At 70.8% G+C, this 23,867-nt stretch carries 22 protein-coding genes; 17 read left to right on the top strand and 5 right to left on the bottom strand.

Annotation, left to right across the window (positions count from 1 at the left end; translation table 11 throughout):
- Nucleotides 1-52: 52 nt before the first annotated feature.
- Nucleotides 53-1,654, bottom strand: coding sequence for an ABC transporter substrate-binding protein (locus tag AC1HC7_RS07005; RefSeq protein WP_479498847.1), 1,602 nt, complete (start codon nt 1,652-1,654; stop codon nt 53-55).
- Between the two features lie 266 nt (nt 1,655-1,920).
- On the opposite strand from AC1HC7_RS07005, the gene AC1HC7_RS07000 reads away from it, so the two are divergent.
- The 17 genes from AC1HC7_RS07000 (at nt 1,921) to AC1HC7_RS06920 (ending at nt 19,052) form a co-directional block, all read left to right on the top strand.
- On the top strand, nt 1,921-2,604 hold the full coding sequence (locus AC1HC7_RS07000; RefSeq protein ID WP_479498846.1) for a MarR family winged helix-turn-helix transcriptional regulator: 684 nt from the start codon (nt 1,921-1,923) through the stop codon (nt 2,602-2,604).
- Nucleotides 2,601-3,323 (top strand): creatininase family protein, encoded by a 723-nt coding sequence (locus AC1HC7_RS06995; protein WP_479497531.1) that lies wholly within the window; start codon nt 2,601-2,603, stop codon nt 3,321-3,323. Before AC1HC7_RS07000 ends, AC1HC7_RS06995 begins: the two co-directional genes overlap by 4 nt.
- Nucleotides 3,320-4,381: a ketopantoate reductase family protein gene (locus AC1HC7_RS06990; RefSeq protein WP_479497532.1), complete on the top strand. Its 1,062-nt coding sequence runs from the start codon at nt 3,320-3,322 to the stop codon at nt 4,379-4,381. Before AC1HC7_RS06995 ends, AC1HC7_RS06990 begins: the two co-directional genes overlap by 4 nt.
- Nucleotides 4,378-5,121 carry an SDR family NAD(P)-dependent oxidoreductase gene (locus AC1HC7_RS06985; protein ID WP_479497533.1) on the top strand — a complete coding sequence of 248 codons (744 nt, stop codon included), beginning with the start codon at nt 4,378-4,380 and terminating at the stop codon, nt 5,119-5,121. The genes AC1HC7_RS06990 and AC1HC7_RS06985 overlap by 4 nt, the downstream gene beginning before the upstream one ends.
- A gap of 47 nt (nt 5,122-5,168) precedes the next feature.
- Nucleotides 5,169-6,569, top strand: coding sequence for a dipeptidase (locus tag AC1HC7_RS06980; RefSeq protein WP_479497534.1), 1,401 nt, complete (start codon nt 5,169-5,171; stop codon nt 6,567-6,569).
- Nucleotides 6,570-6,657: 88 nt separating this feature from the next.
- Complete coding sequence (locus AC1HC7_RS06975) at nt 6,658-7,545, top strand: pentapeptide repeat-containing protein (RefSeq protein ID WP_479498845.1); 888 nt, start codon at nt 6,658-6,660, stop codon at nt 7,543-7,545.
- Between the two features lie 16 nt (nt 7,546-7,561).
- Nucleotides 7,562-8,710 carry an acyl-CoA dehydrogenase family protein gene (locus AC1HC7_RS06970; protein WP_479497536.1) on the top strand — a complete coding sequence of 383 codons (1,149 nt, stop codon included), beginning with the start codon at nt 7,562-7,564 and terminating at the stop codon, nt 8,708-8,710.
- Between the two features lie 9 nt (nt 8,711-8,719).
- On the top strand, nt 8,720-9,871 hold the full coding sequence (locus AC1HC7_RS06965; RefSeq protein WP_479498844.1) for a CaiB/BaiF CoA transferase family protein: 1,152 nt from the start codon (nt 8,720-8,722) through the stop codon (nt 9,869-9,871).
- A gap of 105 nt (nt 9,872-9,976) precedes the next feature.
- On the top strand, nt 9,977-10,321 hold the full coding sequence (locus AC1HC7_RS06960) for a ribbon-helix-helix domain-containing protein (RefSeq protein ID WP_479497538.1): 345 nt from the start codon (nt 9,977-9,979) through the stop codon (nt 10,319-10,321).
- Nucleotides 10,322-10,425: 104 nt separating this feature from the next.
- A complete protein-coding gene (locus AC1HC7_RS06955; RefSeq protein ID WP_479497539.1) occupies nt 10,426-10,821 on the top strand; it encodes a VOC family protein in 396 nt (131 codons plus the stop codon).
- Between the two features lie 121 nt (nt 10,822-10,942).
- Nucleotides 10,943-11,443, top strand: coding sequence for a twin-arginine translocation signal domain-containing protein (locus tag AC1HC7_RS06950; RefSeq protein WP_479497540.1), 501 nt, complete (start codon nt 10,943-10,945; stop codon nt 11,441-11,443).
- A 13-nt stretch (nt 11,444-11,456) separates the two neighbouring features.
- Entirely contained in the window at nt 11,457-13,028 is a 1,572-nt protein-coding gene (locus AC1HC7_RS06945) for a GMC family oxidoreductase (RefSeq protein ID WP_479497541.1), read from the top strand.
- A 204-nt stretch (nt 13,029-13,232) separates the two neighbouring features.
- On the top strand, nt 13,233-14,348 hold the full coding sequence (locus AC1HC7_RS06940) for a site-2 protease family protein (RefSeq protein WP_479497542.1): 1,116 nt from the start codon (nt 13,233-13,235) through the stop codon (nt 14,346-14,348).
- A complete protein-coding gene (locus AC1HC7_RS06935) occupies nt 14,345-15,706 on the top strand; it encodes an MBL fold metallo-hydrolase RNA specificity domain-containing protein (RefSeq protein WP_479497543.1) in 1,362 nt (453 codons plus the stop codon). Before AC1HC7_RS06940 ends, AC1HC7_RS06935 begins: the two co-directional genes overlap by 4 nt.
- Complete coding sequence (locus AC1HC7_RS06930) at nt 15,703-17,232, top strand: thymidine phosphorylase family protein (protein WP_479497544.1); 1,530 nt, start codon at nt 15,703-15,705, stop codon at nt 17,230-17,232. Before AC1HC7_RS06935 ends, AC1HC7_RS06930 begins: the two co-directional genes overlap by 4 nt.
- Nucleotides 17,229-18,113: a ribose-phosphate pyrophosphokinase gene (locus AC1HC7_RS06925; RefSeq protein ID WP_479497545.1), complete on the top strand. Its 885-nt coding sequence runs from the start codon at nt 17,229-17,231 to the stop codon at nt 18,111-18,113. The genes AC1HC7_RS06930 and AC1HC7_RS06925 overlap by 4 nt, the downstream gene beginning before the upstream one ends.
- A 117-nt stretch (nt 18,114-18,230) precedes the next feature.
- Complete coding sequence (locus AC1HC7_RS06920) at nt 18,231-19,052, top strand: class I SAM-dependent DNA methyltransferase (RefSeq protein WP_479498843.1); 822 nt, start codon at nt 18,231-18,233, stop codon at nt 19,050-19,052.
- 142 nt (nt 19,053-19,194) lie between these two features.
- On the opposite strand, the gene AC1HC7_RS06915 is transcribed toward AC1HC7_RS06920, so the two are convergent.
- Genes AC1HC7_RS06915 through AC1HC7_RS06900 form a run of 4 tightly spaced genes read right to left on the bottom strand, consistent with a single transcriptional unit; the run spans nt 19,195 to nt 23,791 of the window.
- On the bottom strand, nt 19,195-20,724 hold the full coding sequence (locus tag AC1HC7_RS06915) for a class I adenylate-forming enzyme family protein (RefSeq protein ID WP_479498842.1): 1,530 nt from the start codon (nt 20,722-20,724) through the stop codon (nt 19,195-19,197).
- The gene (locus AC1HC7_RS06910) at nt 20,721-21,992 is read right to left on the bottom strand and encodes an acyl-CoA dehydrogenase family protein (RefSeq protein ID WP_479497548.1); all 1,272 of its coding nucleotides are present in this window, start codon (nt 21,990-21,992) and stop codon (nt 20,721-20,723) included. Before AC1HC7_RS06910 ends, AC1HC7_RS06915 begins: the two co-directional genes overlap by 4 nt.
- Entirely contained in the window at nt 21,989-22,723 is a 735-nt protein-coding gene (locus AC1HC7_RS06905) for an alpha/beta fold hydrolase (RefSeq protein ID WP_479497549.1), read from the bottom strand. The genes AC1HC7_RS06910 and AC1HC7_RS06905 overlap by 4 nt, the downstream gene beginning before the upstream one ends.
- A gap of 33 nt (nt 22,724-22,756) precedes the next feature.
- Complete coding sequence (locus AC1HC7_RS06900) at nt 22,757-23,791, bottom strand: 2,5-dihydroxypyridine 5,6-dioxygenase NicX family protein (protein ID WP_479497550.1); 1,035 nt, start codon at nt 23,789-23,791, stop codon at nt 22,757-22,759.
- Nucleotides 23,792-23,867: the final 76 nt, after the last annotated feature.

The raw sequence follows: 23,867 nt of genomic DNA, 5'->3' as shown, positions 1-23,867 counted from the left end.
CCCCGGCGCGGGTCCCCCCGGGCCCGCGCCGGGCCGGCCGCCCGGCCGGGCCTCAGCCCCTGGGCGTGATGAAGAAGGCCAGCGTATCCTCGTCATAGCGCGGCGTGAAGGTCAGCGCCCCCGCCCTGGCGGCCCAGACCGTCTGCAGCTGGATGATCGAGATATAGGCCCGATCGGCCATGGTCAGCGCCATGGCTTCTTCGTAGAGCGCCCGGCGTTCGTCGAAATCGAGCTTGGTCGCGCCCTCTTCCAGCAGCGCATCCACCTTGGGGTTGCCGTAGTCGATGCGGTTGAACTGCCCGAGCTTCAGATCGGGCGCCTTGGAATGGGCCAGCGCGCCCAGCGTGTAGGAGGCCTCGCCGGTCAGCGTGCCCCAGCCGTTCATGAACACCGAATACTCAAGCCGCGCCTGGGCCGGAAAATACACCGTCTTGGAGACCGCGTTGACATTGGTCCTGATCCCCACCTGGCTGAACATCTGCCCCAGCCCCTGGCAGATCGCGCCGTCGCCGGGCAGCCGGTCGGCGGTGCAGAACAGGTCGATCTCGAACCCGTCCGGATAGCCCGCCTCGGCCAGCAGGGCCCTGGCCTTCCCGGGGTTGTATTCGGGCGTCGGAATGGCGGCGTTGGACCCGAAGAAGCCCGGGGGCATCATCTGGTTGGCCGGCTTGCCGAGGCCTTCGAGCACGATCTCCACCATGGTTTCGCGGTCGATGGCGAGGTCGAAGGCGTCGCGCACCCGCTGGTCGCGCAGCGGATTGGTCGCCAGTTTCGAACCGTCCCTGGCGCGCACCCGCGGCGTGTCCTCGCGCTGGTCCAGGGCCAGGTTCATGATGTAGACGCTGTCGCCGATCACCGCGTCCACGTCGGGATCGCGCTGCAGGGCCAGGTAATCCACCGAGGAGACGTAGTTGATCACGTCCACCTGCCCCGCCTTCAGCGCCGCCAGCCGCGAACTGTCATTGGGGATCTCCTTGCGGATGACCTTTTCCCAGGCGCCCTTGCCGCGCCAGTAGTCGTCGAAGCGTTCGAGCACCAGATCGCCCTTGGGCTCCCAGCTCACCAGCTTGTAGGGGCCGGTGCCGATGGCGGCCTTGCCGCTGTTGAAGCCCGCGGCCGAGGTTTCGGGGGTCGAATAATCCGCCGCCGCGTCGCTGCTGACGATGAACAGGCGCACGAAATCATACGGCAGCGTCGCCGCCGGGCCGTCGGTGTGGATGCGCAGGGTCAGCGGGTCGACGATCTCCACCTCCTTGACGCGGCGCACGTAGATGGTGGTGGTGGTGGGGCCGGAGACCACGGGAATGCGCTCGATCGAAAACTTCACGTCCTCGGCGTCGAAATCCGACCCGTCATGGAACTTCACGCCCTCGCGCAGCTTGAATTCCCAGGTGTCCGCGTCGATCGGCGTCCAGGACAGGGCCAGCCCCGGCTCGATCTGCAGATCGTCCCCGGACCAGACCAGCGTGTCGTAGATATGCTTGGCCGCCTCGGCATGCGGGCCAAGCGCCGAATAATGCGGATCCAGCGATTCCGGCCCGCCGCGCACCCCCATCGTCAGGGTCTGCGCGGACGCGGCGCCGACCGCCATCGCCAGCCCGAGCCCGAACCCGACCGCAACCGCCGCCGGTCGCAGAAATGACCTGTGTCTCATCTGGTTTCCTCTCCTGTTGCATGATGGCGGCGGTTTGCCCGCCTTGTTTAAATTCCATTTGGAACTTGCGATTCCGAGGATGAGCATTATTATTGGACCCGTCAAGCGCGATATGGCAAAAGCAAGTTCTTATTGGAACATGCGTCGCCTGTCCCGGATCGCAACGCCAGCTTCGCCGGTCCGGATCGCAACGCCAGCTTCGCCGGCCAGGTTCGCCGCATCAGGATCGCCGTTTCAGGATCGCAGGTCAGGGAGCCCCCGCGCATATGAACGAACAGCGTCACACGGCCGCACGGGGCCAGCGCCCCGATGACCGCGCGCCGAACCCGCAGGGCCCGCCGATCCCCGGCGCGCCGTCGGGCGGCGGGGTCTCGGGCATGGATCCGATGCTGGAGGCCAAGCTCTGGCGCAACCCGTGCTGGCTGGCCTTCCGGCTCAACTATCTGGCGCTGCGCTACAACGTGCCGCTTTACGACTGGGTGAAGCGCAATTACGGGCTCAGCCGCCCGGAATACGTGGTGGTCTACGCGCTGGCGCTGGCGGACGGGGCGCGGTCGCGCGACATCTCCCGCAGCTCGGGCTTTCCCAAGAACACGCTGTCGCGCGCCATCGCCCGGCTGGAGGGCCTGAAGCTGATCAAGCGCAGCCGCACCCCGGGACAGGGGCGCAACCAGACCCTGCGCCTGACCCCGGCGGGGCGCGCGCTCTACGAAGAAACCCTGCCCGCCTTCGTGACGCAGGAACGGCTCATGCTGTCGAGCCTCAGCGAGGACGAGCGCGCCACCCTGTCGCGGCTGATGGCCAAGATGGTGCTGGATTCCGGCGACTGGCCAAGCGCGCTGCCCGACGGCCCGCCGGGCCCGACGGACATGACCGACGCGACCGACACGACCGACGCGCGGGGCGGGGCGCCCGCGGCGGCCGACACCAGCAGGGGGAAGACATCATGAAGATCGCCGACATGAACTGGCGCGACGTGGAGGCCCAGGCGGCGCGCGATCCGCGCTGCGTGCTGCCCATCGGGTCCACCGAACAGCACGCGCAGCTGTCGCTCTGCGTGGATGCGATCCTCGCCGAAAAGGTGTCGATCGACGCCGCGGAGCCGCTGGGCGTGCCGGTGTTCCCGGTGATCCCCTACGGGCTGGCGCCGTATTTCAGCGCCTATCCGGGCACCATCTCGCTGCGCCCCGAAACCCTGCTGGCGGTGGTGCGCGACGCGGTCGAATCGATGCGGCGCGGCGGTTTTCGGCGCATCCTCATCGTCAACGCCCATGGCGGCAACAACCCGGTGGACGCGCAGGCGCAGCAGTTGATGGCGGACTGGCCCGACATCTCGGTGAAATTCCACAACTGGTGGAACGCCCCCGCCACCTGGGCCAAGGTGCAGGCCATCGATCCCACCGGCAGCCACGCCAACTGGATGGAGAACTACCCCTGGACCCGGCTGGCCCACGCCCCGGCGCCCGAGGGCGAAAAGCCGGCCCCCGACATGCAGGCGGCGCGCGTCGCCCCCCCGGCCCAGGCCCGGGCGATGCTGGGCGACGGCGCCTTCGGCGGGCCGTGGCGGCGATCCGACGCGGACATGCTGGCGCTCTGGGCCGTGGGGGTGGCCGACACCCGCGCGGCGCTCGAAGGCCCATGGCCGGATCCGGGCGATCCCGGCGCATGAGCGGCGCGGCCCCTGACGCCGGCGTTCGGCCCGAAATCCTGATCTGGGGGGCCGGGGCCATCGGCGGCGTGCTCGGCGCCTGGTGGGCGCGCGCCGGGATTCCGGTGCGGATGGTGGACATCGTCGAACCCCACGCCCGGGCCTGCGCCGGCGACGGGCTGGCCATCGAGGGCCCGATCAACGCCTTCCGACAGGTGGTGCCCTGCGTCGCGCCCGAGCGGCTCGACGGCGTGCATGGCCGCGTGGTGCTGGCGGTGAAGGCGCAGGACACCGAGGCCGCCATGACCGCCCTGCTGCCGCATCTGGCCGCTGACGGCTATGTGCTGTCGGCGCAGAACGGGCTCAACGAACGGCTGATCGCGAACATGGCCGGGGCTGATCGCTGCATGGGCGCATTGGTCAATTTCGGCGCCGACTGGCTGGCGCCGGGGCGCATCCTGCTGGGCAATCGCGGCGCCGTGGCGGTGGGCGAGATCGACGGGACCACCCGCCCCCGCACCCGCGACATGTTCGCGCTGCTGAAGCTGTTCGAACCCGACGCCGTGCTGACCGACAGCATCTGGGATTACCTCTGGGGCAAGCTCGGCTACGGCGCCATGCTGTTCGCCACCGCGCTCAGCAATGACAGCATGACCGACAATTTCGCCGATCCCGCCCGGGCGCCGGCGCTGATCGGGCTGGCCCGCGAAATGATGCTGATCGCGCGCGCCGAGGGCGCCGCGCCGCGCCCCTTCAACGGCTTCGAACCCGCGGCCTTCATGCCCGCCGCCCCCGAGGCCGCCGCCCGCGCCTGCCTGGCCCGGCTGGCGGCGTTCAACGCCGGGACCGCCAAGACCCATAGCGGCGTCTGGCGCGACCTGGCGGTGCGCAGGCGACGCACCGAGGTCGACCCCCAGATCGGCGTCGCCGCCGCAATCGGCGCCGGTCACGGCATCGCCGCGCCGCTGCTGACCCGGCTGACCGAGCTGATCCACGACATCGAGGACGGGCGCCGCGCGCAATCGCCCGAGACCTTCGCGCAGCTGGCCGCCGCCCTGCCCGCGCGGGCGCGGCCATGACCCGGCGCGTGGCGCTGGTCACCGGCGCGGTCGGGGGCATCGGCGCCGCCATCGCCGCGCGGCTGGCGCGGGACGGCGCGCAGGTCGTGGTCAGCGACCTTGCCGGCGCGGATTTCGACGCGGCGCGCGACCGGCTCGGGCTGCCGGCCATCGCCGCCGATCTGGGATCGCGCGAACATGCGGCGGCGCTGTTCGCCGCGGTGACCCGCGATCACGGCGCGCCGGACATTCTGGTCAACGCCGCGGGCGGCGTGCGCGGCCAGACCGGGCGCCCGGTCGAGGAGGTGCAGGAACATGACTGGCGCGCCGTGTTCGCCGCCAATGTGGACAGCGCCTTCTTTCTGGCGCAGGCGGTCGCGCCGGCGATGCGCGAAGCCGGCCGGGGGCGGATCGTCACCATCAGTTCGGGCGCCGGGCTGCGCCCCAGTCTCACCGGCATCCAGGCCTACGCCGCCGCCAAGCACGCGCTGATCGGCCTCACCCGCCAGCTCAGCCATGAACTGGGCCGCCACGGGATCACGGTGAATTCCGTGGCCCCGGGCTTCGTGCTCTCCAACCCGGCGACCCGGGCGCAATGGGACGGCTACGGCCCCGAGGGCCAGCGCCGGTTGGTGGAGCGCATCCACACCCGGCGCATCGGCGCCCCCGAGGACATCGCCGCCGCCGTCGCTTTCCTGACCGGCGACGAAGCCGGATGGATCAGCGGTCAGGTGCTGAGCGTCGACGGCGGCGTGGCGTGACCCCGCCCGGTCACGCCCCCGATCACCCCCCCGGTCAGGATCCGGTCTTGACCCACGCGCTGGCCGGGCGCGCGGCGGCCATCGAGCGGCTCTGCGATCTGATCCGCTGCCCCTCCGTGGGCGCCGATCCGGGATTTGCGCAGGGCATGGAAGACGCGCGCCGCCTGATCGAAACCCGCCTCGCCGAGATCGGTTTCTCGCGGATTCAGCGGCTCGAAGCGCCCCCGGGGGGGCATCCGGCGATCTACGCCGAACGGCGCGGGGTCGCGGACCGGCCCACCATCCTCGTCTACGGTCATTACGACGTGCAGCCGCCCGACCCGCTCGACAAATGGACGACGCCGCCTTTCGAACCGACGCTGCGCGACGGGCGGCTTTACGGGCGCGGGGCCTCGGACGACAAGGGGCCGAGCATGGTCGCGCTCGAGACCCTCGCCGCCTTTCTCGCCGTAGAGGGCGGGTTGCCGGTCAATGTCAAGCTGCTGTTCGAGGGCGAGGAGGAAACCGGCAGCCCCTCGCTCTCGGCCATCCTGCGCGACCATCGCGACCTGCTGGCGGCGGACGCGATCCTGTCGGCGGACGGCGCCCGCTGGCGCCCGGACCTGCTGGCGATCAATGTGGGTTCGCGCGGCAATGGCGGGCTGGAGTTTTCGGTGCGCACCGCCTGCAAGGACCTGCATTCAGGGCGCTATGGCGGCATCGTCCCCAATGCGCTGCACGTGATGGCCGAGATCATCGCCGGGCTGCACGACGCCCGACGCCGCGTCGCCGTGCCCGGCTTTCATGACGGCGTCGCCGAACCCGACGCCGCCGCGCGCGCCGCGCTGGCCGCCATCCCCGACAATGCGGCGCAGATGTTCGCGGCGCTGGACGCCGCGCCCGCGGGCGAGGCCGGTTACGGCATGCTGGAACGCCTGTGGCTGCGCCCGACGCTGGAGGTCAACGGCATGTGGGGCGGCTATCAGGGCGCCGGCGCCAAGACCGTGATCCCGGCCGAGGCCCACGCCAAGCTCACCATGCGTCTGGTTCCCGGCCAGGACCCGCAGGCGGTGCGCGATGCGGTCGTCGCGCATCTCGCCGCCGCCTGCCCGGCGGGCGCGCGGCTGAGCGTCACCGACCGGCGCGGCTGGGCCGGGGCCTACGAGGTCCCCCCCGATCACCCGTTGCTGCTGGCCGCCGAGGACGCGCTGGAAACCGCCGCCGGGGCCCGGCCGCTGCGGGTGCGCATCGGCGCCAGCCTGCCGCTCGCCGATATCGTGGCGCGGGGGCTGGGCATCGACACGGTGATGTTTTCGTTTGCGCTCTCGGATGAAGACTACCATGCGCCCAACGAATTTTTCCGCCTGTCCTCGATCGACGAGGGGCTGGCGGCCTGGGTGGCGATCCTGCGGCGCATCGGGCGCCAGCGGGTCGGGGATTACGCGCGCTTCCGGCGCGATCCCGCCTAGGCGGGTGTCGTCGCGCCGCGTCTGGACGCCGCCGCGGCGGGCGCCCATATTGGACCCGACCCCGCGACAACAGTTGAAAGCCCGGCCCATGACCCGCCTGCGCACCACCCTCGCCATCAGCATTTCATGCGCGCTGTTCGCCGCCCTGCCGGCGCTTTCCATGGACGCCGAGACGATCATCGCCAATGGCGGCTGCCCGGGCTGCGACCTGCGCGCCCACAGCCTGCGCGCGCTGACGCTCGCCAACGGCGATTTCAGCGGCGCGGTGCTGCGCGAGGCGGATCTGAAGACCGCAAGACTGCCCGGCGTCAATTTCGGCGAGGCCGATCTGCGCCGCGCCGAGATGGAGCGCATGTTCGCCCCCGACGCCGATTTCACCGGCGCCCGCCTGCGCGCCGCGGATCTGGAGAAATCCACCCTGACCGGCGCCCGCATGACCGGCGCCGACATGCGCGACATCGATCTGGAATCCGCCGACCTGACCGTCGCCGACCTGTCGGACGCCGATATCCGCGGCGCCCTGCTGCGCCGCATTCGCGCCGACGGCGCGTCGTTTCGCGGCGCCCGGATGGAGCGCGTGGACATGGAGCGCGCCTCGCTGGCGAACGCCGATTTCTCCGATGCGGATCTGCGCAACGCCGATCTCGACCGCATCGCCGCCGGCGGCGCGCTGTTTCGCAACGCCGATCTGAGCGGCGCGCGGCTGTCGAGCGCCCGGCTGCAGCGCGCCGATCTGCGCGGCGCCGATCTCGACGGCGCGCTGCTGCGGCGCACCAACCTGTCGGGCGCCGATCTCACCGGCGTGCGCGGGCTGGACGCGGACCGCCTGGCCATGGCCTGCGGCGACGCCGAGACCCTGCTGCCCCGGGGCATGACCATCGCCCCCTGCGACCGCGCCGGCGCGCCGGCGCGGGGGTGGCCAGCCGCGCGGGGTCAGGCGCCTGGTCAACCGGCGGCGGCGCGCGCCGCCGGTTGAACAGGATCGGGCGCCCATGGACGACTTTCAGGACATTCGCGACGGCGTGGCGGCGCTGTGCGCCGATTTTCCCGGCGCCTACTGGCGCGGGCTCGACGCCGAAAAAGCCTATCCCGACGCGTTCGTCGCGGCGCTGACCGAGGCGGGGCATCTGGCGGCGCTGATCCCGGAATCCTTCGGCGGCGCCGGGCTCGGCGTCGCGGCGGCGGGGGCGATTCTGGAGGAAATATCCCGCGCGGGCGGGCATCCCGGCGCCTGCCATGCGCAGATGTACACCATGGGCACGCTGCTGCGCCACGGCTCCGAGGCGCAGAAATCCCGCTATCTTCCGGCCATCGCCCGGGGCGAGCTGCGCCTGCAGGCCTTCGGGGTCACCGAACCGAAGGCGGGCAGCGACACCACCTCGATCGCCACCACCGCGCGGCGCGACGGGGATCGCTACATCGTCAACGGCCAGAAGGTCTGGATCAGCCGCGCCGAGCAGTCCGACCTGCTGCTGCTGCTGGCCCGCACCACGCCGAAGGCGCAATGCGCGCGCAAGACCGAGGGGCTGAGCGCCTTTCTCGTCGACATGCGCGCGGCGCGCGGCGCCGGGCTGCGCATCGCCCCCATCGACGCGATGATGAACCACCACGCCACCGAGCTGTTCTTCGACGACCTCGCCATCCCCGCCGACGCGCTGATCGGCGAGGAAGGGCGCGGTTTCGCCTACATCCTCGACGGCATGAACGCCGAACGCATCCTCATCGCCCATGAATGCATCGGCGATGCGAAATTCTTCATCGAACGCGCCGCCGCCTACGCCAGCGAACGCGAAGTGTTCGGCCGCCCCATCGGGCGCAATCAGGGGGTGCAGTTCCCCATCGCCCGCGCCTATGCCCAGATGCGCGCCGCCGAACTGATGACCCGCGAGGCCGCCCGCCTTTTCGACGCCGAACACCCCTGCGGGGCGGAGGCCAACATGGCCAAGCTGCTGGCTTCGGAGGCGTCATGGGCCGCCGGGGACACCTGCGTTCAGACCCATGGCGGCTACGGCTTCGCCACCGAATACGACATCGAGCGCAAGCTGCGCGAAACCCGGCTGTATCAGGTGGCGCCGATCTCCACCAACCTGATCCTGTCCTTCATCGGCGAACATGTGCTGCACATGCCGCGCTCCTTCTAGGCGGGGGTCATGACCCGGGATCAAATGCCGCTGGACGGGGTGTTCGTGGTGTCGCTGGAACAGGCGGTGGCGGCGCCGGTCTGCACCGCGCGGCTGGCGGATGCGGGCGCGCGGGTGGTGAAGGTGGAACGCCCCGAGGGCGATTTCGCCCGCGGCTACGACGGTTTCGTCAAGGGCGAATCCAGCTATTTCACCTGGGCCAACCGGGGCAAGCAGTCGTTGCGGCTCGATCTGAAGCAGCCCGGCGACCTGGCCTTGATGCGGCGGATGCTGGCCCGCGCCGACGTGTTCGTGCAGAACCTGGCGGTGGGCGCCGCGGCGCGGCTGGGGCTCGGGGCCGAGGATCTGCGCAAGGCGAACCCGCGGCTGATCACCTGCGCGATCTCGGGCTATGGCGAAACCGGCCCCTGCAGCGACATGAAAGCCTATGACATGCTGATCCAGGCCGAAAGCGGGCTGTCGGCGATCAGCGGCGGCGGGCGCATCGGCGTGTCGATCGCCGACATCCTCACCGGGGTCAACGCCCATGGGGCGATTCTGGAGGCGCTGGCGCTGCGCGCGCGCAGCGGCGTCGGCTGCCACCTGTCGCTGTCGCTGTTTGACAGCATGGCCGATCTGATGGCGGCGCCGATCCTGCAGCAGATCGGCGCCGGCGCCGGGCCGCGCAGCATCGGCATGCGCCACCCTTCGATCACGCCCTACGGCGCCTATCCCTGCCGCGACGGCGGCGAGGTGATCATCGCGGTGCAGAACGAACGCGAATGGGCCCGGCTGTGCGAACAGGCGCTGGAGGCGCCCGAACTGGCGGCCGATCCGCGCTTCGCCGACAATCGCGCGCGCACCGCGCGGCGCGCCGAACTCGAACCGCTGATCGCCGCCGCCACGGCGCGATTTTCGCGCAGCGACCTGACGGCGCGGCTGAAGGCGGCCAGCATCGCCCATGGCGCAATGCGCGATCTTCCGGCGGTCCTCGCGCATCCGGCGCTGCGCATGGCCTCCCTGACCCTGCCCGACGGGCGGCGCGCGCAGGTTCCCGCGCCCCCGGCGCGCACGCCCTGGCGCGGCGACGCGCTGGCCCCGGTCCCGGCGCTGGGGCGCGACGACGCGGCGCTGCGCGCCGAATTCGCGCCGGGCTCCGGCGACGCGCCGGACCCGGACTGATCCCCTCGCGGGCCGTCCGGGCCCGCACGAAAACGCGATCGCCTTGCAAATGCCCGGCGGCGGATCAAAGATGACGCTTCGCGGATTACTCGGGGAGGAGCGGTCATGTGTCGAATTTTCGCCGGACAGGATCCAGAGGACTACCAGCCTGAAACCCGGCGCATGCGGCTGAACGGCCAGAGCACCAGCATCCGGCTGGAGCGGTCGTTCTGGAAGATCGTCGATGACATCGCCGGCGCCGAGGGGGTCTCGACCCCGGCCTTCGTGTCCAAGCTGCATGCCGAAGTGCTTGAACTCAGGGGCGAGGCGCCGAACTTCACCTCGCTGCTGCGCTGCGCCTGCCTGATCCGCCGCGACCAGATGGCGGCGGCGGCCGAAATCGGACCCGGGATCGAATCCCGAATCGACGGCGATTTCGGCTCCGGGGGCGGGACCATCGCCGCGCAATAGCGCCGGTCACGAGTCTTCGATGTAGTATCATGCTACTACCAACGGCCCGCGCCGCCTCGCTACCCTGATCGCAAGCATTAGGGACAGCTTTGAGGGAGAGCTCGGTGGCCAAGGCGATCCACATGATGATTCGGGTGCGCGACGAAGCGCGCTCGGTGGCGTTCTACGAAGAGGTTTTCGCCCTGCGCGTGATCGAGCGACTGGATTTCGACGGCTTCACGCTGGTCTATCTGGGCAATGACGAGACCGACTTCGAACTGGAGCTGACCGTCAACAAGGACCGCGCCGCGCCCTACGAGCTCGGCGACGGCTACGGGCACATCGCGTTTTGCGTCGACGATCTCGACGCCGAACGCGCCCGCATCGAGGCCGCCGGCCACGCGCCCCGCAAGATCGTCGAATTCAGCCCCGGGGGCGCGCTGCTGGCCCGGTTCTTCTTCATCCAGGACCCCGACGGCTACGACATCGAGGTCTTGCAGCGGCAAGGCCGATACCGCTGACCCCCATCGGAGTCGCGGCAAGGTCAAGACGCCCCGTCCCCGGGGCGAGAGATCCGGAAAACGTCCCGGCAAGGGACGAGGCATCAAGGGAGGAACGCCGACTATGGAACCTGATCGTTCAATGCTGACCCGCAGGGATCTGCTGGCGCGCAGCGCCGCGGCCGGGGCCGCGCTGGTGGTGGGGGCCGGCTTCGTCGCCGGGACCTCCGCCGCCTGGGCCGTCGAGGTCAACCACCTTCAGCCCCGCACCATGGCGACGCTGATCCAGATGGCGCGCGACATCTACCCCCATGACCGCGTGGCCGATGAATTCTACGCCGCCGCGGTCAAGGGCTATGATTCCGCGGATCTCGCGGCCTCGATCGAGGCCGGGATCGCGGCGCTCGACGCGGCCGCCGCCGGCAAGGGTTTCGCCAGCTATCTCGACACGCGCTGGGAACGCGACCGCGTCGACATCCTGCGCGCCATGGAGGACAGCGCCTTCTTCCAGCAGGTGCGCGGCGGGCTGGTGGGCGGCCTCTACAACCAGAAAGCGGTCTGGCCGCTGTTTGGCTACGAGGGCGAAAGCTATTCCAAGGGCGGCTACATCAACCGCGGCTTCAACGACATCAACTGGATCTGAGGAGGGCGCGATCATGGCTGCACCATTTGACCTGAGCGACGACGGCGTCGTCGTCGTCATCGGCACCGGCGCCGGCGGCGGCGTGCTGTCCAACGAACTGGCCCAGAAGGGCGTCAGCGTCGTGGCGCTGGAGGCGGGCGGACGCTACCTGCCCGAAGACTACGTCAACGACGAATGGGAAAGCTTCGGCCAGCTGGCCTGGACCGACGCGCGATCGACATCCGGCGACTGGCGGGTGGCCAAGGATTTTTCCGGCCTGCCGGCCTGGATCGTCAAGGCGGTCGGCGGCACGACGACCCATTGGGCCGGGGCCTCGCTGCGCATCCGGGACCATGAATGGAAGGCCGCCACCACCTACGGCCCGGTGCAGGGGGCGAACCTGCTCGACTGGCCGATCGACAACGACGACATGGACCCCTATTACGTGAAGGCCGAAAACAAGCTCGGCGTCACCCGCACCGGCGGGCGCGCGGGACTGCCCGGCTGCAACAACTACAAGGTGTTCGAGGCCGGGGCCAAGGCGCTCGGCTACAAGGAGGTCCACACCGGCCGCATGGCCATCAACAGCGCCGAATACGACGGCCGCAATGCCTGCCAGCAGACCGGGTTCTGCTTTCAGGGCTGCAAATGGGGGGCGAAATGGTCATCGGCCTACACCGACGTGCCGCGGGGCGAGGCGACCGGCAATCTTGAAGTCCGCGAACGCGCCCATGCGCTGAAGATCGAACATGACGCCAAGGGCCGCGTCACCGGCGTGCTCTACGCCGACAAGGACGGCAATCAGCATCTGCAAAAGGCGCGCATCGTCTGCGTGGCGGGCAATTCCATCGAAAGCCCGCGCCTGCTGCTGAATTCGGCGTCGAGCCTGTTCCCCGACGGGCTTGCCAATTCGTCGGGCCAGGTGGGGCGCAACTACATGCGCCACATGACGGGCTCGGTCTATGCGGTGTTCGACAAGCCGGTGCGCATGTGGCGCGGCACCACCATGGCCGGGATCATCCAGGACGAGGCGCGCCACGACCCGTCGCGCGGCTTCGTCGGCGGCTACGAACTGGAAACCCTGTCGCTGGGCCTGCCTTTCATGGCGGCGTTCCTCGACCCCGGCGCCTGGGGGCGCGAATTCACCTCCGCGCTCGATGGCTACGAGAACATGGCCGGGATGTGGATCGTGGGCGAGGACATGCCCCAGGAAACCAACCGCATCACCCTCAACCACGACCTGAAGGATCAGTTCGGCCTGCCGGCGCCCAACGTGCATTTCGACAACCACCCCAACGACAACGCCATGCGCGATCACGCCTACCGGCAGGGCGCGGCGATCTATGACGCGGTGGGGGCGACGCGGGTGTTCCCGACGCCGCCCTATCCCTCGACCCACAATCTGGGCACCAACCGCATGTCGGCGAATCCGCGCGACGGGGTGGTGAACCGCTGGGGGCAGTCGCATGACATCGGCAACCTGTTCGTGTCCGACGGCAGCCAGTTCACCACCGGCGCGGCCGAGAACCCGACCCTGACCATCGTCGCGCTGGCGATCCGGCAGGCGGACCACATCGCCGGGGAAATGAGCCGGGGCAACCTCTAGCCCCAGCTTCGGCGCCCCTGACGCGCCCGGGGCCGGAAACGGCCCCGGGCGTATTTTTTCGGGCTGCTGCGACGGCTGCGGCCGCGAACGCGCGCCCACGCAAGGCGCTGCAAGCCGGCTGCGGCAATGCTCCCCTCTGGCCAATGGCCGGCGCGCACCATACCTTCCTGCGCAGATGTCACGGCAAACGGAGGGCGTTGCGCCATGAAATGGTCGTGGAAACTGACCCGGATTGCGGGCATCGACATTTATGTCCATGTCACGTTCCTGGTGCTGATCCTGTGGATCGGCGTGGCCCATTGGCGCGCCGAGGGATCGCTGGGCGCGGTCGCCACCGGGGTCGGCTTCATCCTGGCGCTGTTCGCCTGCGTGGTGCTGCATGAATTCGGCCACGCCCTGACAGCGCGCCGCTTCGGCATCGCCACCCGCGACATCACGCTGCTGCCCATCGGCGGCGTCGCGGCGCTGGAACGCATGCCCGAGGACCCCAAGCAGGAAATCCTCGTGGCGCTGGCCGGCCCGGCGGTCAACGTGGCGATCGCCGCCCTGCTGTGGCTATGGCTGTCGCTGGCCGGCGCGATGACCTCGGCGGAGCCGCTCAGCCTCACCGGCGGGCCGTTTCTGGAACGACTGCTGGCGATCAACGTCATGCTCGCGGTGTTCAACATGCTGCCGGCGTTTCCCATGGATGGCGGGCGGGTGCTGCGCGCCGCGCTGGCGCTGCGCATGGACCGCGCCCGCGCCACGGGCATGGCGGCGCGCATCGGTCAGGCGCTGGCGCTGTGGCTGGGGCTGATGGGGCTGCTCTACAACCCGTTCCTGATCCTCATCGCGCTGTTCGTGTGGTTCGGCGCGGCGGCCGAGGCGGGCTCCGAGCAGGTGAAATCCTCGCTCGCGGGCGCCGCCGTGGGCCGCGCCATGCTGGTCGACTATCAGACCATGGCGCCGGGCGATCCGCTGTCGCGCGCCGTGGCGCTGACCATGGCCGGCAGCCAGAAGGATTTCCCGGTGATCGAAGGCGGGCGCATGATCGGCGTGCTGGGCCAGAGCGACCTGCTGCGCGGCCTGCAGGCGGCGGGCGAATCCGCCCCCGCGGGCGACTGGATGCAGCCCCAGACCGACGCCGCCGAAATCGACGAGCCGCTGGAAAGCGTGCTGGCGCGCCTGCAGGCCAGCCCCTGCCGGGTGCTGCCGGTGATGCGCGACGGGCGGCTGGCGGGGATCGTCGATCTCGACAACGTCATGGAGCTGATCCGCATCCAGACCGCGATTCAGGACCACCGCAGCCACTGGCCCGCCGGCAAGGAGACCCTGCCATGACACTGTCGCTGCAATTTCTGGGCGCCGCCGGGACGGTCACCGGCTCGCGTCATCTGGTCCATGCCGGAGACAAGCGGATCCTGGTGGATTGCGGGCTGTTTCAGGGCTTCAAGCAGCTGCGCCGCAAGAACTGGGCGCCGTTCCCGGTCCCGCCGGGCAAGATCGACGCGGTGGTTCTCACCCATGCCCATATCGACCATTCCGGCTACCTGCCGCTGCTGGTGCGCAGCGGCTTTCGCGGCCCCGTCTATTGTTCCGAGGCGACCCGCGATCTTTGCGCGATCCTGCTGCCCGACAGCGGCTATTTGCAGGAAAAGGACGCCGAGCGCGCCAATCGCTACGGCTACACCAAGCACAAGCCGGCATTGCCGCTTTACACCCGCGAGGACGCCGAGGCCTGCCTCGCCGCCTTCGCGCCGCGCGGATTTCACGAGTCCTTCGACATCGCCCCCGGGATCTCGGCGCTGTTGCGTCCGGCGGGGCATATCCTCGGCGCGGCGATCGTGGAATTGCGCGCAGGCGGGCGCAAGCTGGTCTTCACCGGCGATCTCGGCCAGTTCGGCGCCGCGACCATGCCCGACCCGGAACGGGTGCGCGACGCCGACGCGCTGGTGATGGAATCCACCTATGGCGACCGGCTGCACGGGACCGCCGACCCCGAGGATGAAATCGCCGGCGTGATCAACGACACCGCCGCGCGCGGCGGCACGGTGCTGATCCCGTCCTTCGCCGTAGGCCGGGCGCAATCGCTGATGCACCATCTCGAACGCCTGAAGCATGCCGGGCGCATTCCCGACCTGCCGGTGTTTCTCGACAGCCCCATGGCTGAACGCGCCAGCGACGTGTATCGCAGCCATCTCGACGACCAACGCCTGTCGGCGGCCGAATGCGACGCCATGTTCGCCATGACGACCTATGTGCGCACCCCCGACGAATCCCGGGCGCTGAACGCCAACCACATGCCCAAGGTGATCATCTCGGCCAGCGGCATGGCCACCGGCGGGCGGGTGCTGCACCATCTGAAGGTCATCGCGCCGGACCGGCGCAACAGCATCCTGTTCGCCGGGTTCCAGGCCGGGGGCACCCGCGGCGCGGCCATGGTCGCGGGCGCCAAACGGGTCCGCATCCATGGCGATTACGTCACCATCCGCGCCGAGGTGCGCAATCTCAGCATGTTGTCGAGCCACGCCGACCGCGACGACCTGCTGCGCTGGCTGCGCGGCTTCGAGCGCCCGCCGGGACAGGTGTTCATCGTCCATGGCGAACCCACGGCGTCGGAGGCCCTGCGCGTGCGCATTCGCGACGAACTGGGCTGGGACGCCGAGGTGCCGCTGCTGTTCGACGAGGCCGCCCTGTGAGCGGCGCGCCCCCGGCCGGGGATCCGGCCAACCTGCTGACGCCGCGGCGCATCGGCGTCGACACCCGCGACCAGCCGGTGGTCTACATGAACGTGAACTGCCCGGTCTGCCTCGCCGAAGGCTTTCGCGCCCATGCCCGGGTGCGGCTCAGCTTGCGCGACCGCCACGTGATCGCCACCGTCAACCATGTGTTCGGCGACCTGATCGCCCGGGACGAGGCGGCGCTGTCCGAAGCCGCCTGGCGCCGGCTCGACCCCCGCCCCGGCGACCTGGTGCGCATCGCCCATGCCAGGCCGCCGCTGTCCATGAGTTCGGTGCGCGGCAAGATCTACGGCGAACGCCTGAGCGCGCCGGATCTGGCCCGCATAATCGAGGATCTGGTGGCCGGGCGCTATTCGGACATCCAGGCCTCGGCCTTCATATCCGCCTGCGCCGCGCAGCCGCTGGATCTGGACGAGATCCACGCCCTGACCGGCGCCATGGTCGAGGTCGGCGAGCGCATGCACTGGGACGCGCACCCGATCGCCGACAAGCATTGCGTCGGCGGGCTGCCGGGCAATCGCACCACGCCGATCGTGGTGGCGATCATGGCCTCGCTGGGCGCGACCATGCCCAAGACCTCGTCGCGGGCCATCACCTCGCCCGCGGGCACCGCCGACACCATGGAAACCCTGGCCCCCGTCGAACTCGACGCCCCGGCCATCCGCCGCGTGGTGCAGCGCACCGGCGGCTGCGTCGTCTGGGGCGGCGCGGTGCGCTTCAGCCCGGCGGACGACCTGCTGATCCGCATCGAACGCGCGCTCGACATCGACAGCGAGGGCCAGCTCATCGCCTCGATCCTGTCCAAGAAGATCGCCGCCGGGGCCACGCATATGGTGCTCGACATCCCCGTCGGGCCGACCGCCAAGGTGCGCGACGCCGCCGCCGCCGGGCGTCTCGCCGCGAATCTGGAAAGCACCGCCGAAAAATTCGGGCTGGCGGTGCGCACGCTGATCACCGACGGGCGCCAGCCGGTGGGGCGCGGCATCGGCCCGGCGCTGGAGGCCCGCGACGTGCTGGCGGTGCTGCGCGGCGACGCGGACGCCCCCGCCGACCTGCGCGACCGCGCCGCGACGCTGGCCGGGGCGCTGCTGGAGCTGGTGGATCTGGCCCCCCCCGGCGCCGGCCTCGCCGCCGCCGCCGCGGCGCTGTCCGACGGGCGCGCCTGGCGAAAATTCCAGGCCATCTGCGACGAACAGGGCGGCATGCGCGCCCCGCCCGTCGCCGCCCACAGGCACGAGATCACGGCGACCGCCGCCGGCGCGGTGCGCGACATCGACAATCGCAAGCTGGCCCGCTGCGCCAAGCTCGCCGGCGCCCCCGAGGACAAGGCCGCGGGCATCGACCTGCATGTGCGCCTCGGCGACCGCGTGACCGCGGGCCAGCCGCTCTACGCCGTCCACGCCGAACACCGCGGCACGCTCGACTACGCCATGCGCTACGCCGAAAGCGCCGCGGACATCATCCGCATCGGAGCCCCGCAATGACCCCCCTGCTGATCCCGCTGCCCGGCAACGAGACCTTCGCGCAAGGCCTGACGCGGGCCGGAGGCTTTGACCTCGGCAAGCTCGAAACCCGCCGGTTCCCCGACGGCGAGACCTATCTGCGCCATCGCTCCGAACTGTCCGGGCGCTCCGTGGCGCTGGTCTGCACCCTCAACGACCCCGACCCCAAGCTGATGCCGCTGCTGCTGGCGGCGGGCGCGGCGCGGGCGCTGGGCGCGCGCCGCGTCGGGCTGGTCGCCCCCTACCTCGCCTATATGCGCCAGGATCGGCGGTTCCATGACGGCGAGGCGGTCTCGGCGATGCATTTCGCCAACATCCTGTCGCGCGAGATCGACTGGCTGGTCACGGTGGACCCGCATCTGCACCGCATCCATGACCTCGGCGACATCTACGGCGTGCCGGCGCAGGCCCTGCACGCCGGCCCGCTGATGGCGCAATGGATCGGCGCCGAGATCCCAGACCCGCTGCTGATCGGCCCCGACGAGGAAAGCGAGCAATGGGTGTCGGCGGTCGCGGGGATCATCGGCGCGCCGTATGCCGTGGCCCGAAAGACCCGCGCCGGAGATCGCCGCGTGACGGTGGACATCCCGGATCTGCGCCAATGGACCGGGCGCACGCCGGTGCTGGTGGACGATGTCGCGTCGTCGGGCGAGACCCTGATCGCCAGCGTGGACATCCTGCGGCGCCGCGGCTTGCCCGCCCCCGTCTGCGTGGTGGTGCACGGCATCTTCGCCGGCGACGCGCATGCCCGGCTGCTGGCCAAGGGCGCGCGCGTGGCGAGCGCCGATTCCATCCCCCATGCCAGCAACCGCATCGCGCTGGCGCCGCTGGTCGCGGGCGCCGTGGCGCAACTGGCGAGCTAGACGCCCCGTCGCCCCGATCCCCAAAACCACCAGATCCCCAAATCCGACAGTTCCCAAATCCGACAGATCGAAAAACCGACCTGCCAAACCCGCGCCCCGCGCCCAGGATCCCGCGCCATGAGCCCTGACCCGACCGACCGCCTCGCCGAGGCCTACAACCGCGCTCTGGCGCTGGAAAAATCCGGCGATCGCGACGCCGCCGCCGCCGCCTATGCCGAGGTCCTGCGCCTCGACCCCGCCGATCATGGCGGCGCGGCGGTGCGGCTCGCCGCCATGGGGCGCGGCGCGGCCCCCGACAAGGCGCCCGAGGCCTATGTGACCACGCTGTTCGATCAGCAGGCCGCGGCCTTCGAGGCGATCCTCGTGGGCCAGCTGGCCTATGCGGTCCCAGATCTGCTGCGCGCAAGCCTCGACGCCGTCGCCCCCGGCCCCTATGCGCGCATGCTGGATCTGGGCTGCGGCACCGGGCTCGCCGGCGCGGCGCTGGCCGGGATCTGCGCCCATGCCGAGGGCGTGGACCTCGCGCCCGCCATGCTGGAGATCGCCGAGGATCGCGGCGTCTATGACGACCTGTATCTGGGCGACGCGGTGGACTTCCTGCACGCGCCAGGCGACCCGGACACGCCGCTCTGGGACCTGATCGTCGCCACCGACATGCTGCCCTATATCGGCGAGGTCGCGCCCCTGTTCGCCGGCGCCGCCGCCTGCCTCGCGCCCGGCGGGGTGCTGGCGTTCTCGACCGAGACCCCGCCCCCCGCCGCCGTCCCGTCCCAGGGCTGGGGCGTCGGCCCCAACCAGCGCTACGCCCATGCCGAACCCTATCTGCGCCTGGCGCTCGACGCGGCGGGATTCGCCCCGATCAGCTTCGATCCCATCACCGTGCGCACCAATGACGGCGCGCCCGAGCCCGGCCAGCTGATCCTCGCGCGCAAAGCCTGAAACCCGGCCCCAGGCCGGTCACGCGGCCTCCCCGCCCATCGCGGCCCCCGCGCAGGGAGGGGGTCCAGGGGAGGGGCGCAGCCCCGCCACGGGTGCGCGCCGCCGCCCGGCGGCGCGCCCTGAATTCACCCGGGCGCCCCGCTCACGCCAGCGCCCGCTCGACCAGCGCGCGCAGATCCCCGACCACCACCTTGCCCATGGCGTTGCGGGGCAGCGCATCCACAAACACCACCGCGCGCGGGCGCTTGAAGCGGGCGAGCCTGCCGTCGAACCCCGCCAGCACCGCCGCGGCGTCCAGCGCCGCGCCCGGCGCGCGCACCACCGCGGCCACCGGCGCCGCGCCCCAGCGCGGATCGGGCAGGCCGACGACGGCGGCCTCGGCCACCCCGGGCATGGTCTGCAGCACCCGCTCCAGTTCCGCCGGAAAGATGTTCTCGCCGCCCGAGATGATCACGTTCTTGACCCGGTCCGCGAACCAGAACACCCCGTCCGCGTCGCGCCGGGCGACGTCGCCGGTGCGAAACCAGCCGCCGGAAAAATCCGCATCCGCGTCGGGGCGGTTGAGATAGCCCCGCGCCAGCGCCGGGGATTTCAGCAGGATCTCGCCGGTCTCCCCGGTCGCCACGTCGCGCCCGCGCCCGTCCACCAGCCGCGCCGACACCCCCGGCCCGGGGCGCCCGATGGCGCCGGGATGCGCGGCCGCGTCGGCCTCGCGCTGATAGATCGCCACCGGGCCGGTCTCGGTGGCGCCGTAGATCTGGATCACCGCCACGCCCCGCGCCCGCACCGTCTCGATCAGGTCCACCGGCACGTCGGTCGAACCCGTCGCGATCAGCCGCAGCGACGACAGGTCGGCGTTCTCCCAGCCGGGATCGGCCAGCATGGCGCGCAGGGTTGCGGGCACCTGCACGCTCAGGGTCGGGCGGTCCCGCGCGATGCGCGCCAGGCAGTCGCGCGGATCGAAGCGCGCGCACAGCGTCGCCTCGGCCCCGATCAGCAGCGCCGGCAGGGTCTGGATGTTGAGCCCGCCCACATGAAACATGGGCAGCACGGTCAGCACATGATCGCTGGCGCGCATGTCGTGCATGTCCACCGCCAGCGCCGCGTTGGCAAGCAGCGCCGACTGGCTCAGCAGCGCCCCCTTGGGCCGGCCGGAGGCCCCCGAGGTGTAGACCAGCAGCGCCGGCGCCGCGGGGGATTCGCGGCGCGCCGCCGCCGCCGCCGCGCCGCCTGACAGCATCGCCGCCATGGCCTCCTCGGCGGCGCAGACCGGGGCGGCGCCGGCGACGCGCCGCGCCATGTCCTCATGCGCCGCGTCGGCGACGATCAGCGACGGCGCCGCGTCGCCGACGATCCAGGCCATCTCCTCGACCGCCAGCCGCCAGTTCAGCGGCGCCAGCATGGCCCCGAGCCGCGCCGCCCCGAACAGCAGCATGATCTGCGTCGCCGCGTTCAGCCCCAGCCACGCCACCCGGTCCCCCGCGCCGACGCCGCGCGACGCCAGCCAGCGCGCCGCGCCCTCGGCGCCCCGCGCCAGCGCCGCGCGATCCAGCGTCGCATCCGGCGCGTTCAGCGCCCGGCGGTCGGGACCGGCGGCGGCGACCGCCGCCAGCCGGCTTCCCAGATCGCGCGCCCGGCTCAGCGGCGGCAAATCGCCCGGCGCGCCGGTCATGCCGCGGGATCGTCGGTTTCGCCGGGCTCGTAGAGCGCCTCGCGCCCGATGCGGTCCATGCAGATTTCGGCGGTCCAGGGCAGCATCAGCGCGCCGCAGCGGCTGTCGCGATACAGCCTTTCCAACGGCAGGGATTTCAGCATCGACTGGCCGCCGCAGGTGCGGATCGCCAGCGCGCAAACGGCGTTCGAGGTCTCCATGACGACATGCTGGGCGGCGTAGGCGCGCAGCACCTGCGCCTTGCTCGGATCTGCCCGGGCCTCGGAAATCGACTGAAACCACAGGCAGGCGGCCTGCTCCAGCTTCACCCGCATCTCGGCCACCGCCAGTTGCTTGGTGGGATACATGCGCCGCTTCACCGGCGGCAGGCCGGGGATTTCGCCGCGCAGGTATCGCACGGTGAAATCATGGGCCGCCTGGGCGATGCCCAGATAGGTGGGGCTGAGGGTCATGAACATGTGCGGCCAGCGGCTCGCCGCCTGATAATAGACCCCATGGGGCATCAGCGCCTCGTCCTCGGGCACGAACACGTCGTCGAACAGCAGCGTGCGCGACACCGTGCCCCGCATCCCCAGCGGGTCCCAGCCGCCGACCACGCTGACGCCTTTCGCGTCCGCAGGCACCGCCACATACATGGTGTCCCGGCGCGAGGCGCGCCGGCCTTCCTGCACCTCGCCGCAGAGCAGCCCGTAGTAATCCGCATGCCCGGCGAGGGAGGCGAAGATCTTCTTGCCGGTGATCCGCCAGCCGCCGTCGACCCTGGTCGCGCGGGTGGAAAACGGCGCCGCGCCCGCCGCCGCCGCGCCGCCCTCGGAAAACGACTGCGAATAGATCTTTGCGTGATCCACGATGCGCTTGTAGTGCAAGGCGCGCCGGCGCAGATGTTCGCTCCGGGTCGCGGCGTCCATCTCCAGGTCGTCCGACAGCATCCCGGTCCACAGGCAGGAACTGACATGCATGTTCCAGGTCAGCGCCGTGGCCCCGCAATAGCGCCCCATCTCCGCCGCCGCCAGCATGTAGCCGCGGTAATCGGCGCCCAGCCCGCCGTTTTCCGCGGGCACGCAGATCCCGAGCAGCCCCGCCTCGTGCATGTCGCGGAAATTCTGCGTCGGGAAACGCGCCTCGCGATCCCAGGTCGCGGCCCGATCGGCGAAGGTCTCGACGCCGATCCTGCGCACCCGGGCGGTGAGATCGGCTTCGGCCTCGCTCAGCCGGAACGCCCCGGGGTCGAACATCGGCGCGTCGGGGGCGGGGGCGTCTGCGGTCATGTGGCTTTCTCCTCAAGGGACTTGCGGAAATCGGCGACCGCGGCGGCCGTCATTTCCGGTTGTTCGAGCGGCAGGAAATGCCCGCCGGGCAATTCGACGAACCGCGCATCGGGGATCGCCTCGGCCATGCGGCGCATGGTCCGGGCCGGCGCCGCCATGTCCCGGTCGCCGGCCAACGCCAGCGTCGGGGCGGAAAGATCCGCCAGCGCCGCGCGCCGGTTGAAGGTGGTCAGGCATTCCAGAATGTCGCGAAAAACCTTCTCCGGCACCCGGCCCATGGCGGCGGCGGCGATGGCGCGGGCGGCGTCCGGGGCCTCGGGCGCCATCATCGCCCGGGCGCTCTGGGCCCCGAGATCGGCCATGCTCGCGCCCCGGTCCAGCGGCCCCAGCCGCGCCGCCAGAAAGGCATCCCTGAAACTTTCGTCGCGCCCGCCAAAGGCCGGGGTCGTGCAGCACAGCGTGATCGCGCGCACCCGGTCGGGGCGGGTCGCCGCCATCTCCAGCGCCAGCATGCCGCCGAGCGAATGGCCGAACAGTTCGGCGCGCCCGATCCCCAGCGCATCCAGTTTCGCCGCCAGCCAATCGGCGAGGCGCGGGAAGGTCGCTTGCGCCTCCCAGGGTTCGTCGCCGAACCCCGGCAGATCCAGCGCCAGCGCGTCGGGCACGCGCGGCGCCAATAATTCGAAGGTCGCGGCGCCGCCGCCAATGCCGTGCAGAAACACCATGGTCATGGGGGTTTTCCTTGAATCAGACTGGCCGGCGCCTCAGACCGGAACGCCGGCTTTCACCGCCAGCACGCCGTCGAGCGCGATGTCGCAGCCGCGCACCGGCAGATCGAAATGGCCCTCGGTGTAGCGCCCGGCGAATTCGTTCGCCCCGGTGGAGAACAGGAAATTCCCGGCATAGGCCCGCAGTTCCGTGCCGTTGCTGTCGCGCTGGTCGTACATGGTCAGGGATTCGTAGCGGGCGGCGGGGTTCAGCCCCCAGCCCACATGCGAGATCGCATAGGCCACCGGGTCGTTCCAGGCGGCCAGATAGCGGCGCATGAGTTCGGCGTCGGTCCCGTCGCCCTCGATGGACACCACGTAGTCATCCTTCAGGGTCAGCGTCACCGGGCTTTCCAGATAGCGCTTGAAGGTGAGGTTCACGTCCCCGGCGTCGAGCACCAGCCGCCCGTTGGCGCTGCCGGCTCTGGGAAAGCTCACCAGCACGCCGCCGGGCCAATGCGCCACCGTGCCGGGGCGGTCGGTCCAGCCCCAGACCCCGGCGGTGGCCGCGCCGCGCATGTCGACGCTCAGATCGGTCCCCGCGGGCGAGGTCACGCGCATCTGCGTCGCGGCGCGGCATCTGGCGACCGCGGCCTTGACGATGTCCTTCATCGCCGGTTCCGGGACCAGGCGCTCCAGGCAGTCGGGATGTTCGTTGGAGACCATCTGCACCCGCGTCCCGGCCTTCAGGATCGCGCCAAGCTGGGGCGCGTGCAGCAGGCCCTCGACGGTCAGGTCGAGGATGATGTCGGCGGCTTTCAGCGATTCCAGCGCCGCGCCCTGCCCGTTCAGCGCCTGACTGGCGCCGGTGGAGCGCACCGGCACGGGCGCGGTCTGGGCCGGGCTCGGCACGCGCACATGGAACACCGTCGCCCCGGTCGCCAGCGCCGCCAGCTCCGCCAGATGCACGTTGAGATCGCGCGACTGGGTCTCGCTGAGGATGGCGACGCTTTCCTCCGGCTTCACCGCGCACAGCGCCAGAACCCGGCTGAACGCGGCGATCCAGCGCGCCTCGATGCGGTCCGCAAGCATCGGCTTCTCCCTCGTTTGTTCGATGTCCCGTCTGCGGCCTTGATCCTAAGCGCGATTCGGGCAAACTGGAAAGATG

Source organism: Oceanicella sp. (genome assembly GCF_056449545.1).
This window is presented reverse-complemented; position numbering and strand designations above follow the sequence as displayed.